The 25625-nt window shown below is 62.2% G+C and carries 23 protein-coding genes and 1 tRNA gene; 12 read left to right on the top strand and 12 right to left on the bottom strand.

Annotated elements, in window-relative coordinates; all coding sequences use genetic code 11:
* Window positions 1-36: 36 nt before the first annotated feature.
* The 3 genes from ABNU55_RS04815 to ABNU55_RS04805 form a co-directional block, all read right to left on the bottom strand.
* On the bottom strand, window positions 37-1809 hold the full coding sequence (locus ABNU55_RS04815) for an EAL domain-containing protein (protein WP_290753194.1): 1773 nt from the start codon (window positions 1807-1809) through the stop codon (window positions 37-39).
* A 4-nt stretch (window positions 1810-1813) separates the two neighbouring features.
* On the bottom strand, window positions 1814-2341 hold the full coding sequence (locus ABNU55_RS04810; protein WP_348764246.1) for a GAF domain-containing protein: 528 nt from the start codon (window positions 2339-2341) through the stop codon (window positions 1814-1816).
* A 174-nt stretch (window positions 2342-2515) separates the two neighbouring features.
* Window positions 2516-2606: transfer RNA gene (locus tag ABNU55_RS04805), tRNA-Ser, on the bottom strand.
* 108 nt (window positions 2607-2714) lie between these two features.
* On the opposite strand from ABNU55_RS04805, the gene msrA (ABNU55_RS04800) reads away from it, so the two are divergent.
* The 4 genes from msrA (ABNU55_RS04800) to ABNU55_RS04785 are packed head-to-tail and all read left to right on the top strand — an operon-like array spanning window position 2715 to window position 6768.
* Window positions 2715-3368 (top strand): peptide-methionine (S)-S-oxide reductase MsrA, encoded by a 654-nt coding sequence (gene msrA / locus ABNU55_RS04800; protein ID WP_290753200.1) that lies wholly within the window; start codon window positions 2715-2717, stop codon window positions 3366-3368.
* Between the two features lie 22 nt (window positions 3369-3390).
* On the top strand, window positions 3391-4236 hold the full coding sequence (gene gluQRS / locus ABNU55_RS04795; protein ID WP_290753202.1) for a tRNA glutamyl-Q(34) synthetase GluQRS: 846 nt from the start codon (window positions 3391-3393) through the stop codon (window positions 4234-4236).
* Between the two features lie 12 nt (window positions 4237-4248).
* On the top strand, window positions 4249-5178 hold the full coding sequence (locus tag ABNU55_RS04790; RefSeq protein ID WP_290753204.1) for a DMT family transporter: 930 nt from the start codon (window positions 4249-4251) through the stop codon (window positions 5176-5178).
* 18 nt (window positions 5179-5196) lie between these two features.
* Complete coding sequence (locus ABNU55_RS04785) at window positions 5197-6768, top strand: alkaline phosphatase (protein WP_290753205.1); 1572 nt, start codon at window positions 5197-5199, stop codon at window positions 6766-6768.
* Here ABNU55_RS04785 and ABNU55_RS04780 read toward each other — a convergent pair.
* Genes ABNU55_RS04780 through ykgO form a run of 4 tightly spaced genes read right to left on the bottom strand, consistent with a single transcriptional unit; the run spans window position 6756 to window position 9078 of the window.
* Window positions 6756-7712, bottom strand: coding sequence for an alpha/beta hydrolase (locus ABNU55_RS04780; RefSeq protein ID WP_290753208.1), 957 nt, complete (start codon window positions 7710-7712; stop codon window positions 6756-6758). The two genes, ABNU55_RS04785 and ABNU55_RS04780, sit on opposite strands and share 13 nt — an antisense overlap.
* Window positions 7709-8239: a tetratricopeptide repeat protein gene (locus ABNU55_RS04775; RefSeq protein ID WP_290753211.1), complete on the bottom strand. Its 531-nt coding sequence runs from the start codon at window positions 8237-8239 to the stop codon at window positions 7709-7711. The genes ABNU55_RS04780 and ABNU55_RS04775 overlap by 4 nt, the downstream gene beginning before the upstream one ends.
* Window positions 8240-8290: 51 nt before the next feature.
* On the bottom strand, window positions 8291-8911 hold the full coding sequence (locus tag ABNU55_RS04770; protein ID WP_290753214.1) for an HAD family phosphatase: 621 nt from the start codon (window positions 8909-8911) through the stop codon (window positions 8291-8293).
* A gap of 41 nt (window positions 8912-8952) precedes the next feature.
* On the bottom strand, window positions 8953-9078 hold the full coding sequence (gene ykgO, locus ABNU55_RS04765; protein WP_083910979.1) for a type B 50S ribosomal protein L36: 126 nt from the start codon (window positions 9076-9078) through the stop codon (window positions 8953-8955).
* A gap of 110 nt (window positions 9079-9188) precedes the next feature.
* On the opposite strand from ykgO, the gene ABNU55_RS04760 reads away from it, so the two are divergent.
* Entirely contained in the window at window positions 9189-10634 is a 1446-nt protein-coding gene (locus tag ABNU55_RS04760) for a lytic murein transglycosylase (RefSeq protein WP_290753219.1), read from the top strand.
* Between the two features lie 9 nt (window positions 10635-10643).
* Here the strand turns inward: ABNU55_RS04760 and ABNU55_RS04755 are convergent, their stop codons facing one another.
* Entirely contained in the window at window positions 10644-11936 is a 1293-nt protein-coding gene (locus ABNU55_RS04755) for an MFS transporter (RefSeq protein WP_290760575.1), read from the bottom strand.
* 134 nt (window positions 11937-12070) lie between these two features.
* Between ABNU55_RS04755 and ABNU55_RS04750 the strand changes: the two genes are divergently transcribed.
* The 3 genes from ABNU55_RS04750 to ABNU55_RS04740 all read left to right on the top strand — a co-directional run bounded on the left by ABNU55_RS04750 (window position 12071) and on the right by ABNU55_RS04740 (window position 15524).
* Complete coding sequence (locus ABNU55_RS04750) at window positions 12071-12958, top strand: motility-associated protein (protein WP_290754811.1); 888 nt, start codon at window positions 12071-12073, stop codon at window positions 12956-12958.
* Between the two features lie 92 nt (window positions 12959-13050).
* Window positions 13051-13575: a hypothetical protein gene (locus ABNU55_RS04745; protein ID WP_290754809.1), complete on the top strand. Its 525-nt coding sequence runs from the start codon at window positions 13051-13053 to the stop codon at window positions 13573-13575.
* 23 nt (window positions 13576-13598) lie between these two features.
* Window positions 13599-15524 carry a sodium:proton antiporter gene (locus ABNU55_RS04740; protein WP_290754807.1) on the top strand — a complete coding sequence of 642 codons (1926 nt, stop codon included), beginning with the start codon at window positions 13599-13601 and terminating at the stop codon, window positions 15522-15524.
* A 10-nt stretch (window positions 15525-15534) separates the two neighbouring features.
* Here the strand turns inward: ABNU55_RS04740 and ABNU55_RS04735 are convergent, their stop codons facing one another.
* On the bottom strand, window positions 15535-16254 hold the full coding sequence (locus ABNU55_RS04735) for a SprT family zinc-dependent metalloprotease (RefSeq protein WP_290760577.1): 720 nt from the start codon (window positions 16252-16254) through the stop codon (window positions 15535-15537).
* Between the two features lie 63 nt (window positions 16255-16317).
* On the opposite strand from ABNU55_RS04735, the gene ABNU55_RS04730 reads away from it, so the two are divergent.
* The 4 genes from ABNU55_RS04730 (at window position 16318) to msrA (ABNU55_RS04715) (ending at window position 20493) form a co-directional block, all read left to right on the top strand.
* The gene (locus tag ABNU55_RS04730; protein WP_290754805.1) at window positions 16318-17889 is read left to right on the top strand and encodes a hypothetical protein; all 1572 of its coding nucleotides are present in this window, start codon (window positions 16318-16320) and stop codon (window positions 17887-17889) included.
* A gap of 95 nt (window positions 17890-17984) precedes the next feature.
* Window positions 17985-18812, top strand: coding sequence for a TIGR00282 family metallophosphoesterase (locus ABNU55_RS04725; protein ID WP_290754804.1), 828 nt, complete (start codon window positions 17985-17987; stop codon window positions 18810-18812).
* 126 nt (window positions 18813-18938) lie between these two features.
* Entirely contained in the window at window positions 18939-19691 is a 753-nt protein-coding gene (locus ABNU55_RS04720) for a YebC/PmpR family DNA-binding transcriptional regulator (RefSeq protein WP_290754802.1), read from the top strand.
* A 133-nt stretch (window positions 19692-19824) separates the two neighbouring features.
* Window positions 19825-20493, top strand: coding sequence for a peptide-methionine (S)-S-oxide reductase MsrA (msrA, locus tag ABNU55_RS04715; RefSeq protein ID WP_290754800.1), 669 nt, complete (start codon window positions 19825-19827; stop codon window positions 20491-20493).
* 84 nt (window positions 20494-20577) lie between these two features.
* Here the strand turns inward: msrA (ABNU55_RS04715) and ABNU55_RS04710 are convergent, their stop codons facing one another.
* The 3 genes from ABNU55_RS04710 to amt all read right to left on the bottom strand — a co-directional run bounded on the left by ABNU55_RS04710 (window position 20578) and on the right by amt (window position 25470).
* Entirely contained in the window at window positions 20578-21441 is an 864-nt protein-coding gene (locus ABNU55_RS04710) for an outer membrane lipoprotein carrier protein LolA (RefSeq protein WP_290760582.1), read from the bottom strand.
* Window positions 21442-21552: 111 nt separating this feature from the next.
* A complete protein-coding gene (locus tag ABNU55_RS04705) occupies window positions 21553-23946 on the bottom strand; it encodes a DNA translocase FtsK (RefSeq protein WP_290754506.1) in 2394 nt (797 codons plus the stop codon).
* Between the two features lie 198 nt (window positions 23947-24144).
* Window positions 24145-25470 (bottom strand): ammonium transporter, encoded by a 1326-nt coding sequence (gene amt / locus ABNU55_RS04700; RefSeq protein WP_290754505.1) that lies wholly within the window; start codon window positions 25468-25470, stop codon window positions 24145-24147.
* Between the last annotated feature and the right edge of the window lie 155 nt (window positions 25471-25625).

Below are 25625 nucleotides of genomic sequence, written 5' to 3'. Positions count from 1 at the left end.
TTGTTTCAAAAGCGTCCGGGAAGAAGGGCGATGCGCCTAGACCGGGCTTTTGAGGGATTCGCCGCTTCCCTCGGCCGCAGGGGCCTGCGTCGCAAACCACTCGTCTAGGGCCGCCCGGCTCTGGGGCTTGCAGAAAAGATATCCCTGGAGCTCCGGACAGCCCGCTCCTTCGATAAAGGCGCTCTGGGCATTGGTTTCGACCCCTTCGGCAACCGTTGTCAGCTCAAGCGCCCGGCCAAGCTGGACCAGGGAAATGACAAGATCGAGCACCTTGTCGTCTTTCTCGATCCCCCAGACGAGGGATTTGTCGATCTTCAGCTTGTCGAGCGGCATGTCGAGCAGGGCCCGCAAATTCGAATAGCCGGTTCCGTAATCATCAAGGGCGATTTCTACGCCAGCATCGCGAAGCTTGCCGAGATTGCGGCGCGCGGAACTCACATCCTCGACAATCGAGGATTCCAGAATCTCGAGACATATATGGTCCGGGCTGATTCCGGCCTCTTTCAGCCGGCGCAGGAAATCGGCCGCATAGCCCGGAGAGACCACGTCCATCGGCGAGGCATTCAGCGAGACAAAGTCGATCTGCCCGTTCTCAAGCCAGGCCCGTGTATCGTGCATGGCCTGCGAGAAGATCGCACGGTCCAGCTTGCCGATGACGCCGATATCGGTAGCCGTCGAAATGAATTCGTCGGGGCTGACCAGCCCCAGATCCTCATTGCGCCACCGCGCCAGAACTTCAACACCCACCGCGCGGCGGGTCGTGCTGGAGACAATCGGCTGATAGACCGGCACAATATCGCCGTTGCGAATAGCCTCAGGAAGCTTTTCCTCAATCTGGATACGGCGCTGATAGGCGACCAAGGTGGCGCTATCGAAGATTTTCGCCGAGAACTGGTCGCTGCGCTTGGCTGAGAACAAGGCCATATCCGCCCGGCTGAGAAGCTCAGAGCCCGTGCTGGCATCAGCAGGATAAATACACACGCCGGCCGAGCCAGAGATTTGCAGCTCTCTGTCCCCAGCAAAAATCGGCCGGAAAATAATTTGCCGCAGACGCTCCAGTCGCTCGTTCCGAGCCTCATCTGTCTGATCTATTTTCTCTGTGATGATCGCAAACTCATCGCCGCCGATGCGGCCGACGCTGATGACGCTGGGAATTTCCTTCAGCCTCCGGCCAATCACCTTCAAGACCTCATCGCCTGCGGCATGGCCAAAACGGTCATTGATGCGTTTGAAATTATCGAGGTCCAGCAGCGCGAGCGCGAAGGGCCTGCCGGTCTGATCCGCGACGGCGATCTGGCGGGCGAGGTCAGCCTCCAGGCCGTGGCGATTGCGCAGACCCGTCGCCGCATCTGTATAGGCCACCTCGATCGCAAGGTTCTTCTCTCTCAGCGCTTCTTCCAGACGGCGCTTCAGCGCCGTCATCTGCGGTTCGAAACCGCCCAGATCCACAGCCGGGACCTTTTTGTCCAGCTCACCTGATGAGGTGGCGATATAGTCGATGATGATGCCCAGCAGACCCGTCGTGCCGTCCGGCAGCTTGAACGGGACCTTTTTGGTGATCGCGAAACGGTTTTCCCCGATCTCTTCTTCATTGAGGCTTTCCTCACCCGCGAAGACACGTGCGTCCTCACGCCAGAAGACCTGCACTTGCTCTTCACCGAACAGGTCCCTGTCGTCCTTGCCGAGGAAATCATCCCCGATCAGCTCGCGGAACGCGGCGTTTCCATAGACCCAGCGGTGCTGACTGTCCTTTATGAAGACGGCGTAGGGAACCGTATCCAGAATCTCTGAAAGGTCTAATTGGGCCATCACGTTACTCGGGCGCAAGCGCCTGAACCGGTTCGAGACCGGCCATTCTCGCCTTCAGCTTGATCTGCCTTTTAGCCAGATGTGCCATGCGCTTCAGCTCACGCTGTTCGACGGCGCTGAACGTTCTTGGCTCTGTATCGATCACGCAGAGCGTGCCGAGATCATAACCATTTACGTTGATCGGAGCACCGGCATAGAAGCGGATGAAAGGAGGGCCGGTTACGAGCGGATTGGCTTGGAAACGCGGGTCTTTCTGTGCATCCTCAACAATGAACATGTCACGCATGGCCACGGCATGCGCGCAGAAGGAATGCTCGCGGTCGGTTTCGCAGACGTCCAGACCGACGCGCGACTTGAACCACTGGCGTTTTTCATCCACGAGCGAAACAAGTGCGATCGGCGTCTGGAAATGCCGCGCGGCGGCGCGCGTGATTGCATCAAATGCATCGTCTGAAGCAGAATCGAGGATCTTCATCCTGCGAAGGCAATGAAGACGCGCAGCTTCCCGCACGTTTTCCAGGCTCGGTTGCATCAGGTCGTCCTCAGTCAAGCCGCGAAACTTAACCCGAGAAAAGTAAAGCAATATTTTAGCAGATACCTGAAATAGGAAACGCGCTGCATGTCTGCTGAGAAAAGGGGCAATGGTGCGCAAGGCCGGGCAGCCCGGCCGACAGACCTAGATACTGGGTTTTCTGGAACAGGAAAATGGCGGTGAGACAGGGATTCGAACCCTGGAGACGGGGTTACCGCCTACACGCGTTCCAGGCGTGCGCCTTCAACCACTCGGCCACCTCACCGTAAGGGCGCGTCTATAGAGGATGGAAGCGGTAGGTCGCAAGCCCGTGATTGTTTCCTGGCTGCTGAAACCCCATATTGGCCGCAGAGAGACCGAAAGGACGACGACCATGTTCTTTAGCCGCAAACCTGCAGCGCTGCCCGAAAAGGGCGAGGCCCTGCCCGGGCGCGACCAGCCCATCCCCACATCCACCACCCATTTCGTGAACGGCAACGATATGAGCGCGCCTGTTCCCGAAGGGTTTGAGGAAATCGTCTTCGGCATGGGCTGTTTCTGGGGCGTGGAGCGCATCTTCTGGCAGATGGACGGCGTCTGGGTCACGCAGGCCGGTTACGCTGGCGGCGAGACACCCAACCCGACCTATGAGGAAACCTGCTCCGGACAGACCGGCCACACCGAAGTTGTGCGCGTCGTATATGACCCTTCCAAAGTGACGGCGACCGACCTCATCCGCACATTCTGGGAAAATCATGATCCGACCCAGGGCATGCGCCAGGGCAATGATGTCGGCACGCAGTACCGCTCTGCCATCTTCACCACGACCGAAGAGCAGGAAAAGATTGCCGCCGCAACGCGTGACACCTTCCAGAAAGCGCTGAATGAAAGCGGCCGCGGACCGATCGCCACCGAGATTCGCCCGCTGGACGAGTTCTACCACGCCGAGGACTATCACCAGCAATATCTCGCCAAGAATCCCAATGGCTATTGCGGTATTGGCGGTACGGGCGTCTCCTGCCCCATGCCCACAGGTGTCAGTGCTTGAGGTGATCTGCTAAGCGGGCCGGGTGAGCGATTACCTGACCCGTTTTGCCCCGTCCCCGACGGGGCGGCTGCATCTTGGCCATGCCGCGTCTGCCTTTCATGTCTGGCAAGCGGCAGACCGCGCGGGCGGGCAGGTTCTGCTGCGCATCGAGGATATCGACCAGACACGGTGCCGGCCGGAATATACCGATGGTATTTTCGAGGACCTGAGCTGGCTCGGTTTTACGTGGCCCGGCACACCGCGCATCCAGTCAGAACATTTTGCCGACTATAAGAAAGTCGTCGAGCGGCTGACAGAACTTGGCCTGACCTATCGCTGCTTCCGCACGCGCCGGGAAATGGCCGAAGAGACAGAAGCTGCCGGATTGCCCGCAGACACACCCTTTACCGGGCGTCCGCTTCCTGCAGAGCTTGAGGCCGAACGCCTTGCCGGCGAGGCGCCTTTCGCGTGGCGATTATCACTGGAGAAATGCCGGGATTATCTTGGCCCGGCCTATCATCGCATGAGCTATGAGACGCTCGGCCTGGATGGCGCGCGTTCAGTTGAAAAGGCCCGCCCCGAACTCCACGGCGATATCAATCTCACCCGCAAGGACGCGCCCACCGCCTATCATGTCGCCTGCACGCATGATGACGCGCTGCAGGGCATCACCCATGTCATTCGCGGCACCGATCTTGAGGATGCTGCCCACATCCATGTCCTGCTGCAGGCGCTGATGGGCTGGCCGACACCGGTCTATACCCACCATCCCCTGATCAAGGGGCCGGACGGCAAGAAGCTCGCCAAACGGTTTGCATCAAAAAGCCTTGCGAGCCTGCGGGAAGACGGGCTAACGCCCGAAGATGTGAAACGGCTCGCGGGCGTTTGAGGACAAGTCATCATGAGCGATACCGCAGCAGCCCGTAGCTGGCTTGGCCCTCTTTTGCTCCTGCTTGGCGGCCTGTGTATCGGTCTGGCACCGATCGGCCTGCGCTTTGGTCTCGACACGCTGGGCCCCCAGGCCATTGCTTTCTGGCGTTATACGTTTGCCATCCCCATGCTGTTCGTCCTGCTGGTCGGGATTGAACGGCGGCTGCCGAAGCGGATCGACCCCTATGTGATCCTGGCCGGCACGCTGTTTGCCATCGATATCGCGCTCTGGCACTGGGCGCTTACGCTCACCACCGTCGCCAACGCGACTTTCATCGTGAATATGGGCAATGTCTGTGTCGGCTTTATCGCCTGGATGGTGCTGAAAGAGCGGCCAAAACCGATCTGGTTCATCGCCGTTGTGGTCGCCATCATCGGGGCGGCAGCCCTGTCGCAGGGCGGAGGCTCTGAGGGTCAGGCCGATATTCGCGGGGATCTCATGGCGGTCGGCGCGGCCATCATGGTGGCAGGCTACATGCTCTTTTCAAAGCTCGCGCGTAACCGGCTGGGCGCAATGGATGTCATCTTCTGGCTGACAGTTGTCGAGTCAGCCGTTGCCTTCCTTATCGTGCTCATCGCGCGCGAACGCGTCTTCCCCGAGACGCTCGAAGGTTTCAGGGTGCCGCTTTTCCTTGCGCTTGCCGCGCAGGTCGGTGGACAGGGCCTTATCATCGCAGGGCTCGGCCGCACGCCGGCTGCGATTGCAGGCATTATCGTACTGATCCAGCCGGTCTTCGCCGCCGCACTTTCCTGGCAGCTTTTTGGCGAGACGCTCACCGGCATACAGGGCGCGGGCGGGGTCCTCATCCTGTTCGGGATCTGGCTCTCGCAGGGCGGGGTAAAACGCCGGCGCCGCAAATTGTCAAAACCGTCACAGGCCGAAGCTACAACCCGCCCTTGAGCAAAGGAGACCATCGCCATGAACAGACCGCTTGCCCGCAACCTACGCCCGATCTTCCTCGGCATGACCAGCATGGTTGTGCTGGCTGCCTGCACGACCGCCAGCACCGTCGATGAAGCCAGCGCGCCAGCCACGGAAACTGCCGCGCCCGTGCGCGCCGGCGTGGTGCCGCAGCAGGCCAGCGACTCCTATTACGTGACGGCGTCGGGGGCGGTGAAGACCCGCGCGGGCGCCGATTTCGTGCCGCAGGCCAAGAATGTGATCCTGTTTGTCGGCGACGGCATGGGCGTTTCCACCGTCACGGCGGGGCGCATCTATGCCGGTCAGCAAAAGGGCCTGGATGGCGAGAGCTACCGCCTCGCCATGGAGAGCCTGCCCTATTCGGCCTTCTCCAAGACCTACAGCCATGATGCACAGGTTCCAGACAGCGCCGCCACGGCGACGGCACTGGTCACAGGCGTCAAGACATTGTCACGCACGCTCGGCCTGCGCTCTGGCATCGCTTATGGCAACTGCGCCTCGGTTGAGGGGCAGAGCACCGATTCCCTGTTTGAAATCGCCGAAAACGCCGGGCTTGCGACTGGCATTGTCTCCACCGCCCGCATCACCCATGCCACGCCTGCCTCCACCTATGCCGAAAGCGCAGACCGCAACTGGGAAGACGACGCGCAGGTCGGCGGCACAGATTGCAAGGACATTGCCCGCCAGCTGGTCGAATGGGAGGCCGGCGACGGCTTCGAGATTGTCCTTGGCGGCGGGCGCGGCGCCTTCTTTCCGTCTTCCATGACGGACCCGGAAAGCGGCGAGCCAGCCGGTCAGCGGCGCGATGAAGCCGATCTCACCAAAGCCTGGACCGATCTGCCGGGCCACGTCTACATCACCGACAAGGCAGGCTTTGACGGGGTAGACTTTGCCAGCGACACCCGGGTCCTCGGCCTCTTCGAGCCCTCGCACATGCAATATGATCTCGACCGCGAAGAGGATGTGGCCGGGGAACCTTCACTGGCAGAACTGACGGAAGCGGCGATCACGCGCCTGTCGCAGAATGAGGACGGCTATGTCCTTATGGTCGAGGGCGGGCGCATCGATCACGCCCACCATGCCGTCAATGCGGCCCGTGCGCTGGGTGATACGGCCGCGCTGGATGAAGCGGTACAGACCGCTGTCGACATGACCGACCCGGACGACACGCTGATCATCGTGACCGCCGACCATTCGCATACGATGACGATTGCCGGCTATCCGGTCCGGGGCAATCCCATCCTCGGCAAGGTCGCCTATGGACCGGGCGGTCTCGCCCGCGCCGATGACGGCAAGCCGTACACCACTCTCGGCTATGCAAATGGCCAGACGGCCTGCAAGCCCGGCGAAGAGGACTGTGCGCGCGAAGACCTCACCAATGTCGACACGACCGACAAGGACTTTCACCAGCAGACACTGGTCCTCTACGGATCTGAAACCCATGCTGGCGAGGACGTTCCGGTCTTTGCCCGCGGGCCGGGTGCAGAACTCGTCCGCGGCACGATCGAGCAGAACGAGATCTTTCACGTGATGGGGCTCGCAAGCGGTCTCGTCGATTATGAGGACTGATCGGCCCCGTCAGCCAGACGCCTGATCGTATCGGCCACATCGCCGCCATGCGCATGGTGGGGCATGTGGCCGGTATCGGGCAGTTTGACGAGGTCGAAATCGGTGACCTGTGTCTTGATCTTCCCGGCATGGAGTTTGGGATCGATCACCGTGTCCTTTGCGCCTGAATACAGCACCACCGGCATATCCAGCTCTGGATAGCGGCTTTGCTGGGCGGCAAGTTCGCCACGCAAGGCGTTCATCTGGTCGGCATTGGCCCGGAAGTTGGGCGGCCGGAAGAGAAGTCCGATGGCTGCCTCGGCATAATAATCCTCAGGCGCCTCGCGCGGATCGAACACGCCATCCACGCCGCTTTTCACCATGGAAGGGCCCACCAGTGGCACGAGCTGGGAGAAGACGGGGCCGATAATGGGCGGGCCTGCAACCTTGTTGTACCAGGCTTCGCCGCCCCCGCCCCAGTCATGGGTCACCGGCGCCAGAAGCACGACGCCGCTCACCATGTCCGGAAAATCGAGCGCCAGCCTGAGCGCCACGGCGCCGCCATAGGAATGACCGACGACCACAGCTTTTTCGCCGGGCGCAAAGGCCCGCAGCACACCCGCCATCTGGGCCGCCTGCACGCCCAGTTCCTCATCGTCTTCCGGCCGGGTGGAATAGCCATGGCCCGGCCTGTCCGCCATCAGGACGCGGAAATTCTCTTCAAGACGCGGCGCAAGGGTGAATGTGTATTCGCGGGCATTCGCCGACGCGCCATGGATCATCAGGACGGGCGGGCCGGTCTCACCTGCTGTGATGACATGGACCTTTGCCCCGTTCACCTCGACGAACTCGCCGACGGGCGGATATTTCTCTTCCACATTACTGGTATAGATCGCGCTGTGTACGCACGCCCCGACACCGCCAAGCGCCAGCAGGAGGAGCAGGCCGAGCAGGAAGATCTTCAAAGCCCCTGACCGTTCTGCGCACGCGTCAGCCGGGATTCGGCCGCGCGCGCCGCCTCAAGTTGCGGATGGATCTTCAGGGCCTCGCGATACGCCTCAAGCGCTTCTTCCTTCGCGCCCAGTTCTTCGAGGATACGCCCCAGTCCCGTCCACGCCCCGAAATGGCGCGGCTCAAGCCGCAGCGCCTCATTCACGTCGCGCAGGGCTTCGGGCATATTCTCTTCCATCAGAAAGACCGATGCCCGCCGGTTATAGGCTTCGGCATAGTCCGGCTGGATGGCGATCACCCGGTCATAGAGTTCATGTGCAAGCTCAAGCTCGCCGGCCGACTGGGCCGCGACGGCGCGCTCCATGACGAGGTCGGCAGCCGCCGATCCGCTTTCCAGCCATGCCGCCCAGATGTCGAGCGCCGTGCTGTGTGCCGCTTCCTCGCTGGGGGCATTCTTCAGCTCCTCGAACATCTCGTCGCTCGGCCCATAGGCGGGGCCGCTGACAGAGATAAGTCCTGCGATGAAAAGCGCTTTCAGCATGCCCTTGAGTATGAGTGTCGCTGCGGTCTCGGCAAGGCCCGATTGCGGCGATCAGGTGGCAGGCTGCAATATGCCTTCCTCGACAAGCGCTGCTTCCAGCGCCTGAGCGGTCGTGAACCGGTGTGCCCGGAAGCCGAAATCGCGCGCGGCGTCGACATTTTTCTGGCTGTCATCGATAAAAAAGACAGAGGCCCTGTCGGGCCGGCCCATCCGCTCATGCGCAACGTCATAGATCGCGCGGTCCGGCTTGATCAGTCCCTCGGCACCTGAGATGACCGCGTCCCGGAAGATTTTGAGCATGGCGAACCGCTCGCGCGTTTCGGGCCAGACCTCATGCGACATGTTGGAGAGGGCGTAAAGCGGGTAGCCCGCCTCTTCCAGACGCCCCATCAGCGGCAGGACGCCGGGCACATAGCCGTCGAACATCTCGAACCATCGGCCATGCCAGGCATCGATCTCATCTGCATAATGCGGGAAGTCCTGCTTCAGCAGGCGGGCACCCTCCGCGAAGGTGCGGCCCCGGTCATGTTCGACATGCCAGGCCATATTACAGACGTCGCGGCAGAAGGCTTCAGCCTCTGCCGCGCTCGGAAAGATCTTCCGGTAAAGACGAACCGGCGACCATTCGAGAATGACATTCCCGAGGTCGAACAGGATGATGCGGTCAGACACAGGCAGAAATCCTCCACCCGGCTGATGCGTTCATCTTCTGCTTAGCCCTGCTTTGCTTTAAAGCGGGGGTCGGTTTTATTGATGACGTATGTCCGGCCCTTGCGGCGCACGACCTTGCAATCGCGGTGGCGCGTTCTCAAGGATTTCAGTGAAGACTTAACTTTCATGGGAGTGCCCCGGCGATCTTTGAAAACTCGTAAGGGGCGCCAGATACAGAATGGACTATACAGAGTCAACGCCGCACACGCACCGCGACGGTAAAAGGAAGATTCGCCATATGACGCTTAGACCCAAGGTCCTCAATCGCCTAGCACTGGCCACTACACTTGCCGGCCTGCTTGGCGCCTGTGCGGCCACCCCTGAGCCCGCCCCGCAGGCAGGCCCGGCGCCGACACCGCCCTCCCAGAAGACATATCCGGTGCAGCCACCGGAGGGACAGGCCCAGCAGCCGGTCAGTACGCCCGTCACGGTTCCGGCCGCGAACACTGGCCCCGCCGCCGTGCCGGGCGACCCGGCCGGCTCCCCGGATGCCACCGCCTTTTCAGGGCCCACCGGCCCCTTCGATCCCACCGGCAATGCCGAGATGGACGCCTGGCGCGAGGACTTTGCCATGCGCGCCCGCGCCGAAGGCCACAATCCGGCTCTCGTCTATGCACTCCTGAAGGATATCCGCCCGCTGGACATCTATCTCGGCCCGGACAATCAGTCGGAAGTTGCAAACCAGGCTGAGTTCGCAAAGGCGATCTGGGACTACCTGTCCACCGCCGTCACGGATGCGCGCTTCGAGACCGGCCAGCGCAAGCTGGCTGAGCTCGGCCCTGTCTTTGACCGCATCGAACAGACCTATGGCGTCAACCGCGAAGTGCTGGGCGCCATCTGGGGCATGGAGACGAATTTCGGGGGCTATATGGGCGATTTCAGCGCCGCGAACACGCTGGCGAACATGGCCGTGGAAGGGCGCCGCCGCAGCTTCGCCGAAAGTCAGATCACGGCCCTCTTCGAGATTGTCGAAAACGGCTATGCCCGCGTCGATCAGCTTGGCTCCGGCTGGGCGGGGGCGATGGGCCATACCCAGTTCATGCCGACCACCTATCTGACCTATGCGCAGGACTATGATGGCGACGGCCTCGCCAATGTCTGGACCTCGGCGCCCGATGCGCTGGCCTCGGCGGCCAATTATCTCTCTGCCTCCGGTTATCGTTTCGATCAGCCATGGGGCACCGAAGTGATCGCGCCGCAGGGCTTTGACTGGTCGATGGCCGATGGCAATGACCGGCGCCTCTCCACCTGGAAGGCGCAGGGCCTCACCCCCATCCGCGGCGGCAGTTTCGGCGCCTCCGACAGCGACTATGCCCAGCTCTGGCTGCCTGCGGGCGCGACCGGGCCGAAATACCTCCTCTTCCGCAATTTCGAGGTCTTCAAGACCTATAACCGGTCCAACAGCTATGCCTTCGCCGTCGGTCTCCTCGCCGACGGGCTGGGCGGACAATATGGGCCGGTCGCCGCGTGGCCGCGCGATATGGAGCGGCTGACAATTGAGGAAGTGAAGCAGCTTCAGTCCGCGCTCAACCAGCTTGGCTATGATGCCGGCGGCGTCGACGGCATAGTCGGGTCCGGCACACGCGGGGCCTTGCAGCGTTTCCAGCAGGCCAATGGACTGGTGGCCGACGGCTATCCCTCCAAACCCGCGCTCAATGCGGTGCTGGCCCAGCTCAGAAGCTAGGCCGCCCGCCTAGTCGTAGATTTCCGGCTGATCGTCATCGTCCTGATAGACCTGATTGGCCGGAAAGACGCGGCGGGCGAAAACCGCCATGACAAGAAGCACGACACCCGCGCCGATGAAAGGCGCGCTCTGATGGACATGTTCATAGGTCCACGGGCCAAAGAAGGGACTGACGATAAAGCCCATCCCATTGGCAGAGATGACAAGGCCGGCCACATTGCCCTGAAGGCTGGAGCCCACCGCAAGAGAGGCACCGCTTGAAAAGCCCGGCCGTGCAAGACCCTGCCCCAGTCCGACAAAGAACTGCGCCAGAACCAGGACGGCAAATTCACTTGTCGGCACGATCATGAATGCTCCGACCGACAGCGTCAGGGCGCCGGTCACCATCAGGGTCCGGTTGGTCATCTTGAGACGGGGAATGATGACGAGCTGCGCGATCAGTGTGCCGGCCGCGCCCACTGTATAGGCCGGACCGGTAAACTGCATCGCCTCAGCCCCGTCGACGCCGATCTTGTCCATGATCGCAAAGGCAAAGGTCTGCGTCAGCGTGCCCGTTACCACTGACAGGCCAATCGCAAAGATGAGATAGGGGTAGACGCGCGGATCGCGCCACAGCCCGTCGCCTTCCTTCTTGCCGCTGGTCTTGAGGCCCGCTTCCTTTCGCGGCGCCGTCTGCTCCGGCAGCCTTGTATAGATCAGGAAGGAAAGAACGGCGGCTGCCGCGCTGATCATGAAGACCGGCGTCAGCAGACCGAACACGGCGCCCGCCGCTGCCGCGAAGGCAGGTCCGGCCACGGCACCGAAGCTGAAGCCCGATGTCAGGGAGGCGATCTCCTCGGTTCGTTTGTCCCGGCTCGTCCGGTCGGCGATATAGGCCTGCGCGGCCGGATTGGTCCCCGACCCGAAGAGGCCGAACAGGGTGCGTGAGAAGAGAAGGCAGATAAAGATGACGACCGAGCCTTCCAGATAACCGGCCATTGCGAGCGCCGCGCTGGTACCGAAAAGCAGCATCGAGATGGAAAACCCAAGCATGCCGAGCGCGGCAACAGGGCGCCTGCCCCAGTCGTTGCTTTTGCGGCCCCAGAAGGAAGATGTGATCGTCCAGAGCGCTGCAGAGAGCGAGAAGATCGCCCCCGCCATCCAGTCGGGCAGGCCCAAATCTCGCGCGAGCGGCGGCAGGATGGCGCTCACCAGCATTGTGTTCCCCGCGCCCACAGCCAGCAGGGCAAAGAAGAGCAGCCGGAACGCGCCCCTGCGGTCCGGCCGGTCGCGTCCGAGCTGCGGTGCGGGTTGATCGGTCATGCCTTCTCTTCGGGCCGGCTGCGACAAATTACAAGCGCGCCCTTGCGTCAGCTCAACGCCGGAAATGGACGGAAACCATATCTAAAGCCTGACCTGCTAGACCTCTTGGCTGACCCTTCTTCCGGAGCCATGTCATGTTCCAACTGTTCGGCCTTCTCATGGTCGTTGTCCTTATCGCGGGCGCGCTGGTTTTTACCGGCAGCCCGGCCCTGTTCAGCGCCCTTCCCTTCGAACTCGCTCTCATCGGCGGGGCCGGGCTCGGCACGCTTGTCATTGGCAATTCGCCGCGCGTGGCCGGCGATGCGCTGGCCGGAATCGCGAAAGCCATGCGCGGAGCAAAATGGACCCGCGCCGACTATGCTGACCTGCTCAGCGGCCTCAATGATCTCCTGCGCCGCGCCCGCCGTGGCGGCATGCTGGCCATCGAAGCCGACATAGAGAGCCCGGAAACCTCAGACCTCTTTACCAGCCGCCCGCGTCTTCTTGCCGACAGCACGGCGACCGCGATGATCACTGACAGCCTGCGGCTGCATGCCCTCAATCCCGGAGGCAAGTCGCCCGTCGGCGCGCACCTCGACGATGCCGTCGCCAGTGCCGCGCAGACCCGCCACCGCGCTGTGGGTGCCCTCAACTCGCTGGCGGACGCCCTGCCCGCGCTGGGTATCGTTGCAGCGGTGCTCGGCATCATCAAGACGATGAGCCTGATCGACCAGTCGCCGGATGTTCTTGGCCCGATGATCGCTACAGCGCTTCTCGGCACATTTCTCGGCGTCTTCCTCGCCTATGGGCTTGTCGGGCCGCTGGCGGCGCGTTTCGGTCAGGTGGTCGATGAAGAAATACTGTACCTTGAGACAATCCGCACAGTGATCACGGCCTGGCATGAGGGGGTTGCGCCCTCGACAGCGGTGGAACTCGCGCGGGCCGGGCTGCCCGTGCATCTGCGGCCAGCCGTGGAAGATGTCGATCCGCCCTCATCAAATGTCGCGGCCTTTCCGGCGGCGCGCCCGGGCCGGGTGGCCTGAGAAACCTAAAAGTAAATTCACCCGCCGACTCGCATTCGGGCCTCCGGGCCCCTAGTTTGCTGCGAGCGCAAGAGGCAGCCGGAGTCCCTCGCATGTCCCGTTTCGAGGAATTGAAAGCGATCGCAAAGGTCTATCAGGACCTTGCCGCCGAGAATTATGCGCGCGTCCGCCAGCTGGCAGAACAGGTGCGGTCCGGCTTTTGCGACTATCTCGACGCGTCTGACGGGATCTGCGTGCAGCTCGTTCCGCCGCAGGGTGAATTCCAGCCCAAGCCTTATGGTGATCAGGCTTTTTCTGTCCCGCCGCGCGGCTTTCGTCCGCTTGGGCCCATTGCATTCGGCCTGGCCGTCCGGGTCACAGGCGGCACTGACTGGATCAGAATCACGACCCAGTGCCAGAAGATCGGCAACCGGTTTGTGCTGGACATTCAGGGCGGGGAGTCGTTTACCCTGAACCTGCCCCTAACCGATGAGGACTCGACCCGTCTGTTCGACTATCTCTTCAACCATCTGAAGACCTGGTTTCAGTCCAGGATCGACCATTATGAAGCGGGCGACTATGGCACCCGGGAGATCGGCTTCGATTTCTCGCGCGAAGACCAGACCGCCGCGGCCTGAAACCCACGGACCCCTGAAAACATATGCCGGATCTGAATCTCATCCTTGCCGGAACAGGCTCTGAAAGCCTGATCTTTGCCTGCGCGCTCATCGGCGCGCTGGGTCTTGGCGCGCAATGGCTTGCCTGGCGCCTTCAGGCGCCCGCCATCGTGCTCATGGCGCTAGCCGGCCTTGCAGCCGGTCCCATCTGGCAGCTCATCTTTGGCGATCCGCTGCTGAACCCGTCGGGCACGTTCGGCGACCTTCTCCGCCCGATCGTATCCCTTTCCGTCGCCGTCATCCTGTTCGAGGGTGGCCTCATCCTGAAATTCGAGAACCTTCGTGATGCGGGCGCGGCCGTCCGCCGCGTGGTGTTCTTCGGTGGCCCGCTCGCCTGGATTCTGGGCTCGCTCGCCGCGCACTATGCCGCCGGCCTCGACTGGGCGAGTGCCATCGTCTTTGCCGGCGTCATGGTCGTGACCGGCCCGACCGTCATCATGCCGCTGATGCGCCAGTCCAAGCTTTCTGGCCGTCCGGCGCAGTTCCTGAAATGGGAAGGCATCGTCAACGATCCGATCGGCGCCCTCTTTGCTGTGGCCGCCTATGAAATCATCCGCGTGGCCAGCCAGGGCGATTCCACATTCGCGGCCGGGCTCTGGATCCTCGCAGCTGCCGGTATCGGCGTTGGGCTCGGCATCGTTTTCGGGCTCGCCATCTCGCGCGCCTTCCGCGCCGGCTGGACGCCGGAATACCTCAAGGCACCGCTGATCTTCGCCTCGATCATCCTGTGTTACGCGCTCGCCGAAGAGGTCGAGAAGGAAATCGGCCTCGTCGCCGTGACCGCCTATGGCATGACGCTCGCCAATTCCAAGCTCGCAGACCTTTCGGAACTTCGCAAGTTCAAGGAAGACATCGCGGTTCTGCTCGTTTCGGGCGTTTTCGTCATCCTGACCGCGGACCTCACGCCGGCGACGATTGCATCGGCGCTGAACATGAACACGCTGCTTTTCCTTCTGGTGATGCTCTTCCTGGTGCGCCCGCTTTCGGTCTGGATCGCGACCATTGGCACGCTCAGCCGCAAGGAGGCGCTGCTCCTTGGCTGGATCGCGCCGCGCGGTATCGTTGCTGTCGCCGTCTCCGGCCTGTTCGGCTCGCTTCTGGTGGACCTGTCCCGCGAGGGCCGCTTCTATTTCTCCGGTGCAGACCAGATCGTGCCGCTCGCTTTTGCGATGGTGTTTACCACCGTTGTCCTGCATGGCTTCACCATTGGCCCGCTGGCCCGGCGTCTTGGCCTCGCGCGGTCTGAAAAGCCGGGTGTCCTGCTGGTGGGCGCCAATTCCTGGAGTGTGGAATTCGCCAAGGCGCTGAAATCGGTGAAGATCGATGTCATCGTTGCAGACAGCAATTACAGGCGCCTCCGGCCCGCGCGTGAGGCCGGTCTCGACACCTTCCTTGGCGAAGTTCTTTCAGAGGACGCCGAAATCCGGCTCGACCATTCACGGTTCGCGACCGTGGTCGCTCTGTCGACCAATGATTCCCACAATGCGCTGGTGTGCAGCCAGTTTGCCCCGGAAGTCGGCCGCCACCGCGTCTACCAGCTTTCGCTTTCCGAAGGCGATGAGACCGATGACAAGTCGGTCGGCTCCTCGGCGCGCGGGCGCACGCTGATCCGGCGCGGGCGCACCTATGACGGGCTGATCCGCGACCAGTATCGCGGCTGGAATTTCTCGCGCACGCGGCTCACCGACAAGTACACGCTGGAGCAGTATCTGGCCGAGCGGCCGAAAGGCGACCTGGTTGCCGAGATCCGCCCGGACGGCACACTCGTCCTTCTGGGGCCGAGCCGTGAGGCGCGCGGCGGCGAAGGGGCGACCATCATCAGCTTTGCCCCGGACCAGCAGCCGCAGCCTTCCACACCGCAAACCCCTTCCGGCAAGGATGCAAAGAGCGGTGAGGCCCAGAAAGCCTAGAAACTGAAGCCTAGAAGCTGACGGCGTGCAGCTCGCCGCCATGCCGGCGCAGCCAGGCGCGCTCACGCTTCCAGTCCGGGCAACATCTGGCGACATGCGCCCAGAAGCGCGGGCTGTGGTTCATCTCGAGAAGGTGAGCGCATTCATGGGCGGCGACATAGTCGAGCACGCTCGGCGGCGCCATGATGAGCCGCCAGGAGAAGGCGAGCCCGCCATTGGAGGTACATGACCCCCATCTTGAGCGGGTATCCTTCACACTCACACGCCGGGCATCGACGCCAAGGCGCGCGCAGTATTGCGTGACCGCGGCAGAAAGATCCTCGCGGGCGGCCTTGCGGAGATAGCGTTCGGCGCGCCGGCCTACAGTCTCCACCTCTCCCGGCAGACGCAGCGTCTGGACCTCTCCCGCCTCCAGAACCGCGCGCCGTCCCGGCCCCTCAACCGAAATCCTGCAGGGTTGGCCGCGCAGCGAAAAGACAGAGCCGGGCGCAAGCCCATTGCGGTCGGGAAGCTGGGCCAGCCGGTCTGCGATCCAGTCTGCACGATCAGCGGCAAATTTCGCTGCAGCCTTCAGGTGACGCCTTGAGGGCGCGACGGCAACCGCCTCTCTCTCGCGTTCATCGAGCCGAAGGATCAAACGCTTTGCTCGCGGGTTGATCTCCAGCCGAACATTCACATTTTGACCGTCTGAGGAGATCAGGGTCAAACTCTGGCCTTTATCGACAAACATGATAAGTCTCGCTGAGTGTGGCGACGAACAAGATCGTTTGCAAAAACATTAGGGAAACCCACTATGAGATATCTACTTTCCGGCGTCGCGGCTATTGCCATGATGACGGCGTGCGACCAGTCCGGCGGCTCTGAAGCTGCACCGCTTGAAGAAATCACGCTTCGCGAAGGCGATCCAGCCGATGCACCAGATGTGATTTCGGCGATGATGCTCACCAATTCCGGTGACGGCGCACTCGCCTACGAATCCAAGGACGTCGATGGCGCCAACGCCACCTTCTCCAACGTCACGATCGCGGACATGGACGGCGTGACGATCGATTCGCTGGTCTTCGAAGGCCTCGACATGATCGACGGCCAGGCTGCCTTCTCCCGCATGAGCTTCAGCGGCATCACCTATGACGCCCCCGAAGAGGCCGACACGTCGACGCTCACCGTGGGCGAGATCGAGCTGATCAACCCTTCACCGGCCCTGGCGGCATGGGTTGCGGGCGCGCTTGGTACCGGTGAACCGGCCGACTTCCCGTCGGTCGATCAGGTTGCTTTCGATGCCTGGGCCGTTTCGGATGTTTCCGGCGACTTCTCCGGCACCGAAGCCGAGGGCAAGTACAAGCTGAGCTCGGTCAATATGCGCGACTTCACCGGCGACAAGGCGGCCCTGGCAGAGATCAGCGGCCTCAGCTTCGACATCGTCGATGAGGACGACATGAATTTCAAAGGCGGCCTCGACTCCATGAGTGTGTCCGGCGCCGACCTCAAATTCCTGACCGCCATGCAGCAGAATGCAGGCGATGAGGAAGCCATGGCCGCGGCCATGATGAGCATGATGATGAGCAATCCAATGGAGCCCGGCTATGACCGCATCTCCCTGGATAACTTCACCTTCGCCGGTGAAGGCATGGACCTCGCCGTGCCGTCCGTCGACGCCTATGTCGAGCGCAACAATGATGGCAAGCCCGTGCGCTTCGTCCTCGAGCCCACAAGCATGACGCTCGACGCCGATGCAGATGGCGGCGAAGTCGGCGCCCAACTGGCCGAGAGCCTCAGCATGATCGGCTATGAAGGCATTGAGCTTCGCATGGCCAGCATCAGCGATTACGATCCGGAAAAAGACGCGCTGACCTTTGAGGCAGACGATAATTATTTCGAGCTCGTCGATGGCGCCCGCTTCTCCTATGGCGGCGACATCAGCGGCTATGCTGAATTCAACGAGCAGCTGGCCGCCTCCATGGACATGGAAACCCTTGCTGAGGGCGGTGAGCCCGATCCAATGGTCATGCAGCAAGCCATGGGCGCTCTGGAAATCGGCAGCCTCGAAATCCGCGTCAGCGATGACAGCCTCATTGACCGCATCTTCAATGCTGTCGCCGCCCAGAGCGGTCAGGACCCGGAGCAGATGCGCGCGCAGGCCTCACAGATGATGGGCATGGCCCCGCTCATGGCCCAGCAGGCCGGTGTAGATGTCGCCATCGCCACCGAGCTTGGCACCGCGCTGTCTTCGTTCATCCAGGACCCGAAAACGCTGACCATCATGATCGACCCTGAAGAGCCGGTCTCGATGGAAAGCCTTTCGACCATGGAAGATCCGAGCATGATCACCAAGGATTATCTCGGCTTCTCGGCCTCCAACAAATAGGCCTGAACGGGAAATCACCCCAAAAACAAAGGCGCACCTCTCCCCGCTGAGAGGCGCGCCTTTTCTTTTGCCCCCTGAACGCGCATAGCTGCCCCATGAAACTCGCTTATTTCGGAGATGTCGTCGGCAAGCCCGGCCGCGTAGCGGTGACAGACCACCTGCCTGCCCTTCGCCGCGACCTGAAACTCGATTTCGTCGTCGTGAATGGCGAGAACGCCGCTGGCGGCTTCGGCCTCACCGAATCCATCGCCGGCGACTTCTTCAATGCGGGCGCCGATTGCCTGACGCTGGGCGATCATGCCTGGGACCAGCGCGAGGCCCTGACCTATATTGCGCGCGAACCGCGTCTCCTGCGTCCGGCCAACTATCCGGCCGCCGCCGGCGCCCCCGGCAAGGGCGCTCATGTCTTCGTGCTCGATGATGGCCGCCGCGTCGGCGTGGTCCAGCTCCAGGGCAATGTGTTCATGAAACAGCAGCTGGAAAACGCCTTCCAGCATGCCGACCGTGTTCTGGATGAAATGCCGCTCGGCCTCGCCGTCGATGCGATGATCGTGGATATTCATTGCGAGGCGACGAGCGAGAAGATGGCGATGGGCCATCATTGCGACGGGCGCGCCAGCCTTGTTGTCGGCAGCCACACCCATGTGCCCACCGCGGATCTCATGATCCTGGAAGGCGGCACGGGCTATCAGACGGATGCCGGCATGTGCGGCGACTATGACAGCGTGATCGGGATGAAGAAGGAAAACTCCATCCAGCGCTTTGCGACCCAGCTGCCGGGAGAGCGCTATGCTCCGGCTCTTGGTGAAGGCACGCTGTGCGGGGTCTATGTCGAGACAGATGACAGGACCGGGCTCGCCCAGCGTATCGAACCGATCCGCATCGGGGGACGGCTGGCGGAGACCATTCCCGTCCCGGACTGACGGATGAGGCCGGGCCATTTACGTGCGTGCCGGTCTGGCGCTCTGCATCGATACCTTTAAAAAGACGCGGCGCTGCTTTACTTCGGCGCCACAGACAAAAGACGAAGCCAGCTTTGCGAGGAATTCATGGCCGGACATTCCAAATGGGCCAATATCCAGCACCGCAAGGGCGCGCAGGACAAGAAACGTGCCGCGCTCTTTGCCCGCCTGTCGAAGGAAATCACGATCGCTTCCAAGCTTGGCGGTCCGGACCCCGACGCCAATCCGCGCCTGCGCCTTGCGATAAACAATGCGCGCGGTCAGTCCATGCCCAAGGACAATATCAAACGGGCCGTCGACAAGGGCCAGGGCGGCAATGCCGAAGAATATTACGATATCCGCTATGAAGGCTTCGGTCCCGGCGGCGTCGGCATCATTGTCGAAGCCTCCACCGACAACAAGAACCGCGCCGCCAGCGAGATCCGCGCGGCCTTTTCAAAGAATGGCGGCAATCTGGGTGAGACCGGCTCTGTCTCCTTCGGCTTCGACCAGGTCGGTGAAATCGAATACCCGCTGGAAGCCGGCGACGAGATGGAAATCATGGAAGCGGCCATTGAGGCTGGCGCCACCGATGTCGAGACCGATGAGACCAGCCACTGGATCTATACCGAACGTGAGGATCTGATGGACGTTGCCTCCACGCTCGAAGGCAAATTCGGCGAGGTCGAGGCCAAGTCGACCAAGCTCATCTGGAAGCCGCAGAACAATGTGCCCGTCGAAGGCGATCAGGCCGACACGCTGATGAAGCTGCTCGATGTCCTGGATGAGCTTGATGACGTCCAGAACGTCTACGACAATTCAGAGCTCTCAGAAGCCGAAATCGAACGCCTTTCGAGCTAGTTTCCGTAAGGAGAGGACGGGCGGATTAAAGCCCGGCTCACCTTTCCGTGAGGCCTGCAGAGACGATCTCGTAATCTCCAGGCGCGGCGCCATATGACGGGGCAGAAGACACCCGTTTGATATGGACCGACCGATGAAACTTTCTCAATCCACGCTGGTTGCCATCGCCGCAGGCACGATTGCCGCTGGCTCGGCCTTCGTCTGGAGTGCCATGGCGGACGAAGGCCGTGACGCGCCGCCGCCCAGCACCAATGTCGAAAGCGCCATCTTCGCCGGTGGCTGCTTCTGGTGCACAGAGGCCGATTTCGACAAGGTCGATGGCGTGATCTCCACCGTCTCCGGCTATACCGGCGGCACGGTCGAGAACCCGACCTACCGTCAGGTGACGAGCGGCGACACCGGCCATTATGAAGCCGTCGAAGTGACCTATGACCCGGCCAAGGTCACCTATGACGAGCTTGTCGATTATTACTTCCACACCATCGACCCGACCGATGAACGCGGCCAGTTCTGTGACAAGGGCTCCAGCTACCGCTCGGCTGTCTTTGTCGAGACCGGTGATCAGCGCGAGGCGGTCGAAGCCGAGATCGAGGAGATCGAGGAATCAGGCGTCCTGCCTGGCCCGGTCGTCACAAGTGTGCTGGACGAGAGCACCTTCTGGAAGGCTGAGGACTATCACCAGAACTATTACAAGACGACGCCCGTGAAGTACCGCTTCTACCGTCAGGGCTGCGGACGCGATGCGCGTCTGAAGGAGCTCTGGGGCGATGAGGCCATGCATCTGCCGGACAGCGACAGCTAAACCCCGGTAGGATGTAACCAGACAGAAAAAGCCCCGCAGGTCCGCTGCGGGGCTTTTCATTTTAGCGGTCAGCCTGGCAGCTGCCTAGCGCTCGTCCTCTTCCCGGTCAGCCGGGTCTTCCAGCCGGAACAGGCGCGGATCGAGGCGGACATTTGTCTCGATGTCCTGCAGCGCGACACGGGTCACCTGCTGATTGGCATCCAGCGTCCGCCAGCTCATCAGCTGATAGCTTGCCGGATCGAAATAGAGCGTCAGGATGCCTTCCGCCTCGCCCCGGCGATCCTCCATCGTGATGGCGATCTCGCTCGGCGTTTTCTGCACATCCGTCACCCGCGCCTCGGTCTCGAAATCGAGCTCATCATCAAGGATAAGGCCAAGCGGGGTCGAGGCCAGCGGCACGCGGTCCACTGTCTCAAGGTCGCTGTCCTCCATGGCGACAGTCGTACCGTTCGCGACGATCAGGATGGGTGTCGGGTCATCGTAATCAAAACGCATCCGGCCGGGGCGGCTAAGGGCAAAATCGCCCTGTGTCAGCGAGCCGTCCGGGGCGAGCTGGGTAAAACGGCCACGCGCCGTCTCCGCGGCCGAGAGCGACTCTGCGGCCGCTTTCAGGATCGCGCGCCGCTCGGTCGCCGACACGGCGCCGGCTGTCTTGGCTGGCTCGCTTGTGGCGGCGGCGGGCTCAGCGCGCGGCTCTGGCGGAGGCGGGGCGACACCGGTCTGCGGCGTTGCGGCCTTCTCCTCGGTGTCTTCAGTCTCAGCCTGGGCCAGAACGATCTCGCCCTGGCTGGACTGGGCAACCGGACCGGCAGCAAGGCCGGTCGATGCAGGGGCGGCAACACGCCAGGCGAGCGGCTGCTGTGGCATGGCGCCAAACTCTGTGGTCAGCGCGAACGGGCTCGTCCCGAGGGCCAGGATGGCAGTGAGCGCTGGAAATAGAGACGTCATGGTCGTTCTCCTGTCTTGGCCAAGCAACATAGGTCCCGCATGGGCCGCAAAACAGGGCTGAAATAAGGTATTTCCGCCGCGATTCGTTGTGTCTCGTTCAGCCTCAACCTGTCACTCGGACGGCGTATCGCGCGCCAGAATCTCACGCTTGCCGGCATGGTTGGGCGCGGAGATCACGCCTTCTTCTTCCAGACGCTCGATCAGCGTGGCGGCCTTGTTGTAGCCGATCTTGAGGCGGCGCTGGATATACGAGGTAGAGGCGCGCTTGTCGCGAAGCACCACCGCCATGGCCTGCGCATAGAGGTCATCATCGCCATCGCCTGACGAAACCCCCAGCATCGCATCCATGATCGCGCTGCCCGTGCCACCCTCCTCGGGCTCTTCCAGGATCTCGGCATTATAGTCCGGCTCGCCCTGCTCCTTTAGCCAGCCGACCACGGTTTCCACCTCTTCATCGGACACGAAGGGGCCATGCAGGCGCTTGGTCTTCACACCGGCCGCCTGATAGAGAAGATCACCCATGCCGAGCAGCTGTTCAGCGCCCTGCTCACCCAGAATGGTCCGCGAGTCGATCTTCGTCGTGACCATATAGGAGATACGCGTCGGGAAGTTCGCCTTGATCGTGCCGGTGATGACATCGACCGATGGACGCTGGGTCGCGGTAATGAGGTGAATACCCGCCGCCCGCGCCATCTGCGCGAGGCGCTGGATACAGCCCTCGATTTCCTTGCCGGCGACCATCATGAGGTCAGCCATCTCGTCGATCACGACGACGATGTTCGGGATATGCTCCAGCGGCAGGATTTCGGTCTCATGGATGGGCTTGCCGCGCTCATCATAGCCGGTCTGCACCTTGCGGGTGAGCTGGTCGCCCTTCTCGCGATAGCGCGCAGCTTTCTCATTGAAACCGGCCAGGTTGCGCACGCCCGCCTTGGACATGAGCTCATAGCGGCTTTCCATCTCACGCACCGCCCATTGCAGCGCGTTCACCGCCTTTTTGGGGTCCGTGACGACAGGCGCCAGAAGGTGTGGGATGCCCTCATAGATCGAAAGCTCCAGCATTTTCGGGTCGATCATGATGAACCGGCACTGTTCGGGCGTCAGGCGGTAGATCAGCGACAGGATCATCGCATTCACCCCGACCGACTTACCGGAGCCGGTCGTCCCCGCGATGAGGAGGTGGGGCATCTTGGAGAGGTCCACCACGGTTGGCGTACCGCCAATATCCTCGCCCAGCGCCATGGGCAGCGGCGATTTGTTGTCGGCATAGGCTTTCGCCGAAAGAAGCGAGCGCAGATAGACGGTCTCGCGCTCATCATTCGGCAGTTCGATACCGATCGCGTTCTTGCCCGGAATGACGGCAACGCGTGCAGACACTGCGCTCATCGAGCGGGCGATATCATCAGCCAGGGAAATGACGCGGGCCGACTTCACACCGGCCGCCGGTTCCAGTTCGAACAGGGTGACGACCGGGCCGGGCCGGACTTCCTTGATGCGCCCGCGCACACCGAATTCGCGCAGCACCTCTGCCAGACGGTTCGCCTTGGTCAGAAGGCTGTCTTCATCGATGGCACTGCGGCGTCCGGGCGGCGCGCCCAGAAGGTCGAGCGAGGGTAGGCGGCTGGCGCGCTTGCGCTTGCCGCTCTTGGTGGTGACGGCGGGCGCGCTCGGCTGCGGGGCCTGGCGCTGGGAGACTTTCGGTTTCGTGATGGCCTTGGGCAGGTCCTCGTCTTCCTCATAGTCGGGATCGAAGTCGTCGGTCTCCTCCTCGAAAGCCTCTTCCTCGGGCGGGAAGACACGCTCAGGGCTCCGCGCCTCAGCGTGCTCGCGGGCAGCTTTGCGTGAGAACAGGCCGCCAAAGACGCGTCCGAGACCTCCCCCCAGGGCACCGAGACTGCTTGCCGCCCGCCGGCCTGAGCTGCTGGCCGCGGTCTGCAGCAGGCTGGCATCGCCGCGCCTGAAGCCGAGCGCCGCGGCGCCCAGAAGGAAGGCGCCGATGCCGAGGCTCAGCCCCGCGAGGAAGGCCGGCGCGGGCAGGAGAAGCGCCTTGAAGGGCATCATGACGAGTGCGAGCAGGCCGTCGCCTACCATTCCACCCATACCTGTCCAGAACGGCCATGAGGCAGGGACAGGAAAGGCTGACAGCATGGCGGCCAGAACCGGAATGAAGGCTGCACCGAACAGCCAGCGGCGCAAGCGCGGCGTGCCGATAAGCACGGCCCGCATCGCCCCGCCAATCATCAGGCAGAGCCCGGCCATCCAGGCCGCAAAGCCGAAGGTCTGCAGCGCAAGATCGGCAATGATGGCGCCTGTGGGCCCGAAGAGGTTGGCCACGTCGAGCCCACTGGCCGCGTTCAGGCTGGGGTCGGTCGGCTGGTGCGTTCCCACGCTGCCGCAAAGGAGCACCCCCAAGGCGAAGGCCGCTGTCCCTGTGAGGATGCGCCAGGCGGGGTCGGAAACCTCGCGATGGGCGCCAGTCTTCGTTTCAGCGGTGGTCGAGGCCATGAGGGGTAAGGTCCATCAGCTTTCAGGGTCTTTTCCTGAAATTGGCAGACGCGCCTTAACACACAGCAAACGCAGGGAGACCCAGCTGCAATCCGCAAATGCCATGTGCGGCCGCCACCGCACAAAAAAATCCCCGGCCAGTTGCCTGGCCGGGGAAGTCTGGGAGGAAACGCTTCGAAAGAAGCGAGGTATTCAGCCTCAGCCGAATTCCGGATAGGCCTCGAGGCCAACTTCGCTTTTGTCCATACCGGCGATTTCCTCTTCCTCGGTAGGACGGACGCCGACGGTTGCCTTCAGCACGAACCAGACGATCGCGGAGGCGACGGACACAAAGATTGCACAGGCCAGGACACCGATGAACTGGCCGACATAGCTCGGATTACCAGCCTCGTTCAGGCCGATATCGTTCGCGTGCGACAGCGGGACGATCATCGTGCCCCAGATACCGCAAACAAGGTGAGCCGGGATCGCGCCGACAACGTCGTCGATCTTCAGCTTGTCGAGCAGCGGAACGGTCAGGACGACGAGGACACCACCAATCGCGCCGATCAGGATCGACAGACCCATGGACGGCATCAGTGGTTCTGCGGTGATCGAGACCAGACCGCCAATGGCGCCGTTGAACGCCATCGTCGCGTCGACCTTGCCCTTGTAGAGGATGCCCGTGAGGATCATCGCGGCCAGCACACCGCCACACGCGGCCATATTGGTATTGGCGAAGATATTGGCGACGGCATTGATGTCATCGAACGTGCCGGCAGCAAGCTGCGAGGCGCCGTTAAAGCCAAACCAGCCGAACCACAGGATGAACGTACCGAGCGCAGCGAGCGGAATGTTGGAGCCCGGCATCGGGTGAACGGTCCCGTTGACGAACTTGCCAGCCCGCGGGCCGATGATGATGGCGCCGACAAGCGCTGCCCAGCCACCGGTCGAGTGAACGAGCGTGGAGCCAGCAAAGTCAGAGAAGGCGAACTGCGAGTCGAGCGCGCCGCCGCCCCATTCCCAGGAGGCTACGATCGGATAGATGAACGCGGTCAGCACAGCCGTGAAGATCAGGAACGGCCAGAGCTTCACGCGCTCTGCGACGGTACCGGAGACGATGGACGCAGCGGTCGCCACGAAGACCATCTGGAAGAACCAGTCCGAAGAGGCGGCGTAGCCGGTATCGAGGCTCTCTTCCGGCGACCAGATAAATGCAGGGATACCCACCCAGCCTGCGATCGTGGACCCCGGATAAGCCATATTGTAGCCGACCAGCCAGAACATGATCCCGGCGACCGAGAAGAGCGCGACGTTCTTCATGGACTGCATGGCGGCGTTTTTCTTCCGCACCAGACCTGCTTCCAGCATACAGAAGCCCGCTGCCATGAACATCACGATCAGGCCGCCGATCAGGAAGAGATAACTATTGTCGACATAGGCGCCGACGGCGGACGCGTCCTGCGCCGAGGCGCCTAGCGCGAGGGAGGCAACAGCTGATACAGCCCCCAGCCCCCGAATTCCCCTTTTAACCATACTGTTCATGCCCTTCTCCCATTGATTTGGTATGACAAAGCCGACTAAAGGCGCTCGCCCGTTTCTCGACCAGCGCGGCACGCCCCGACCATAATGACGCTCCGATCTTTGACCAAGAATCGTGCAGACTGCGGCGCAAACGCCCACTTCTGCGTCACCTCGCG

The sequence above is a fragment of the uncultured Henriciella sp. genome, from assembly GCF_964005855.1.
Classification (GTDB): domain Bacteria; phylum Pseudomonadota; class Alphaproteobacteria; order Caulobacterales; family Hyphomonadaceae; genus Henriciella.
This window is presented reverse-complemented; position numbering and strand designations above follow the sequence as displayed.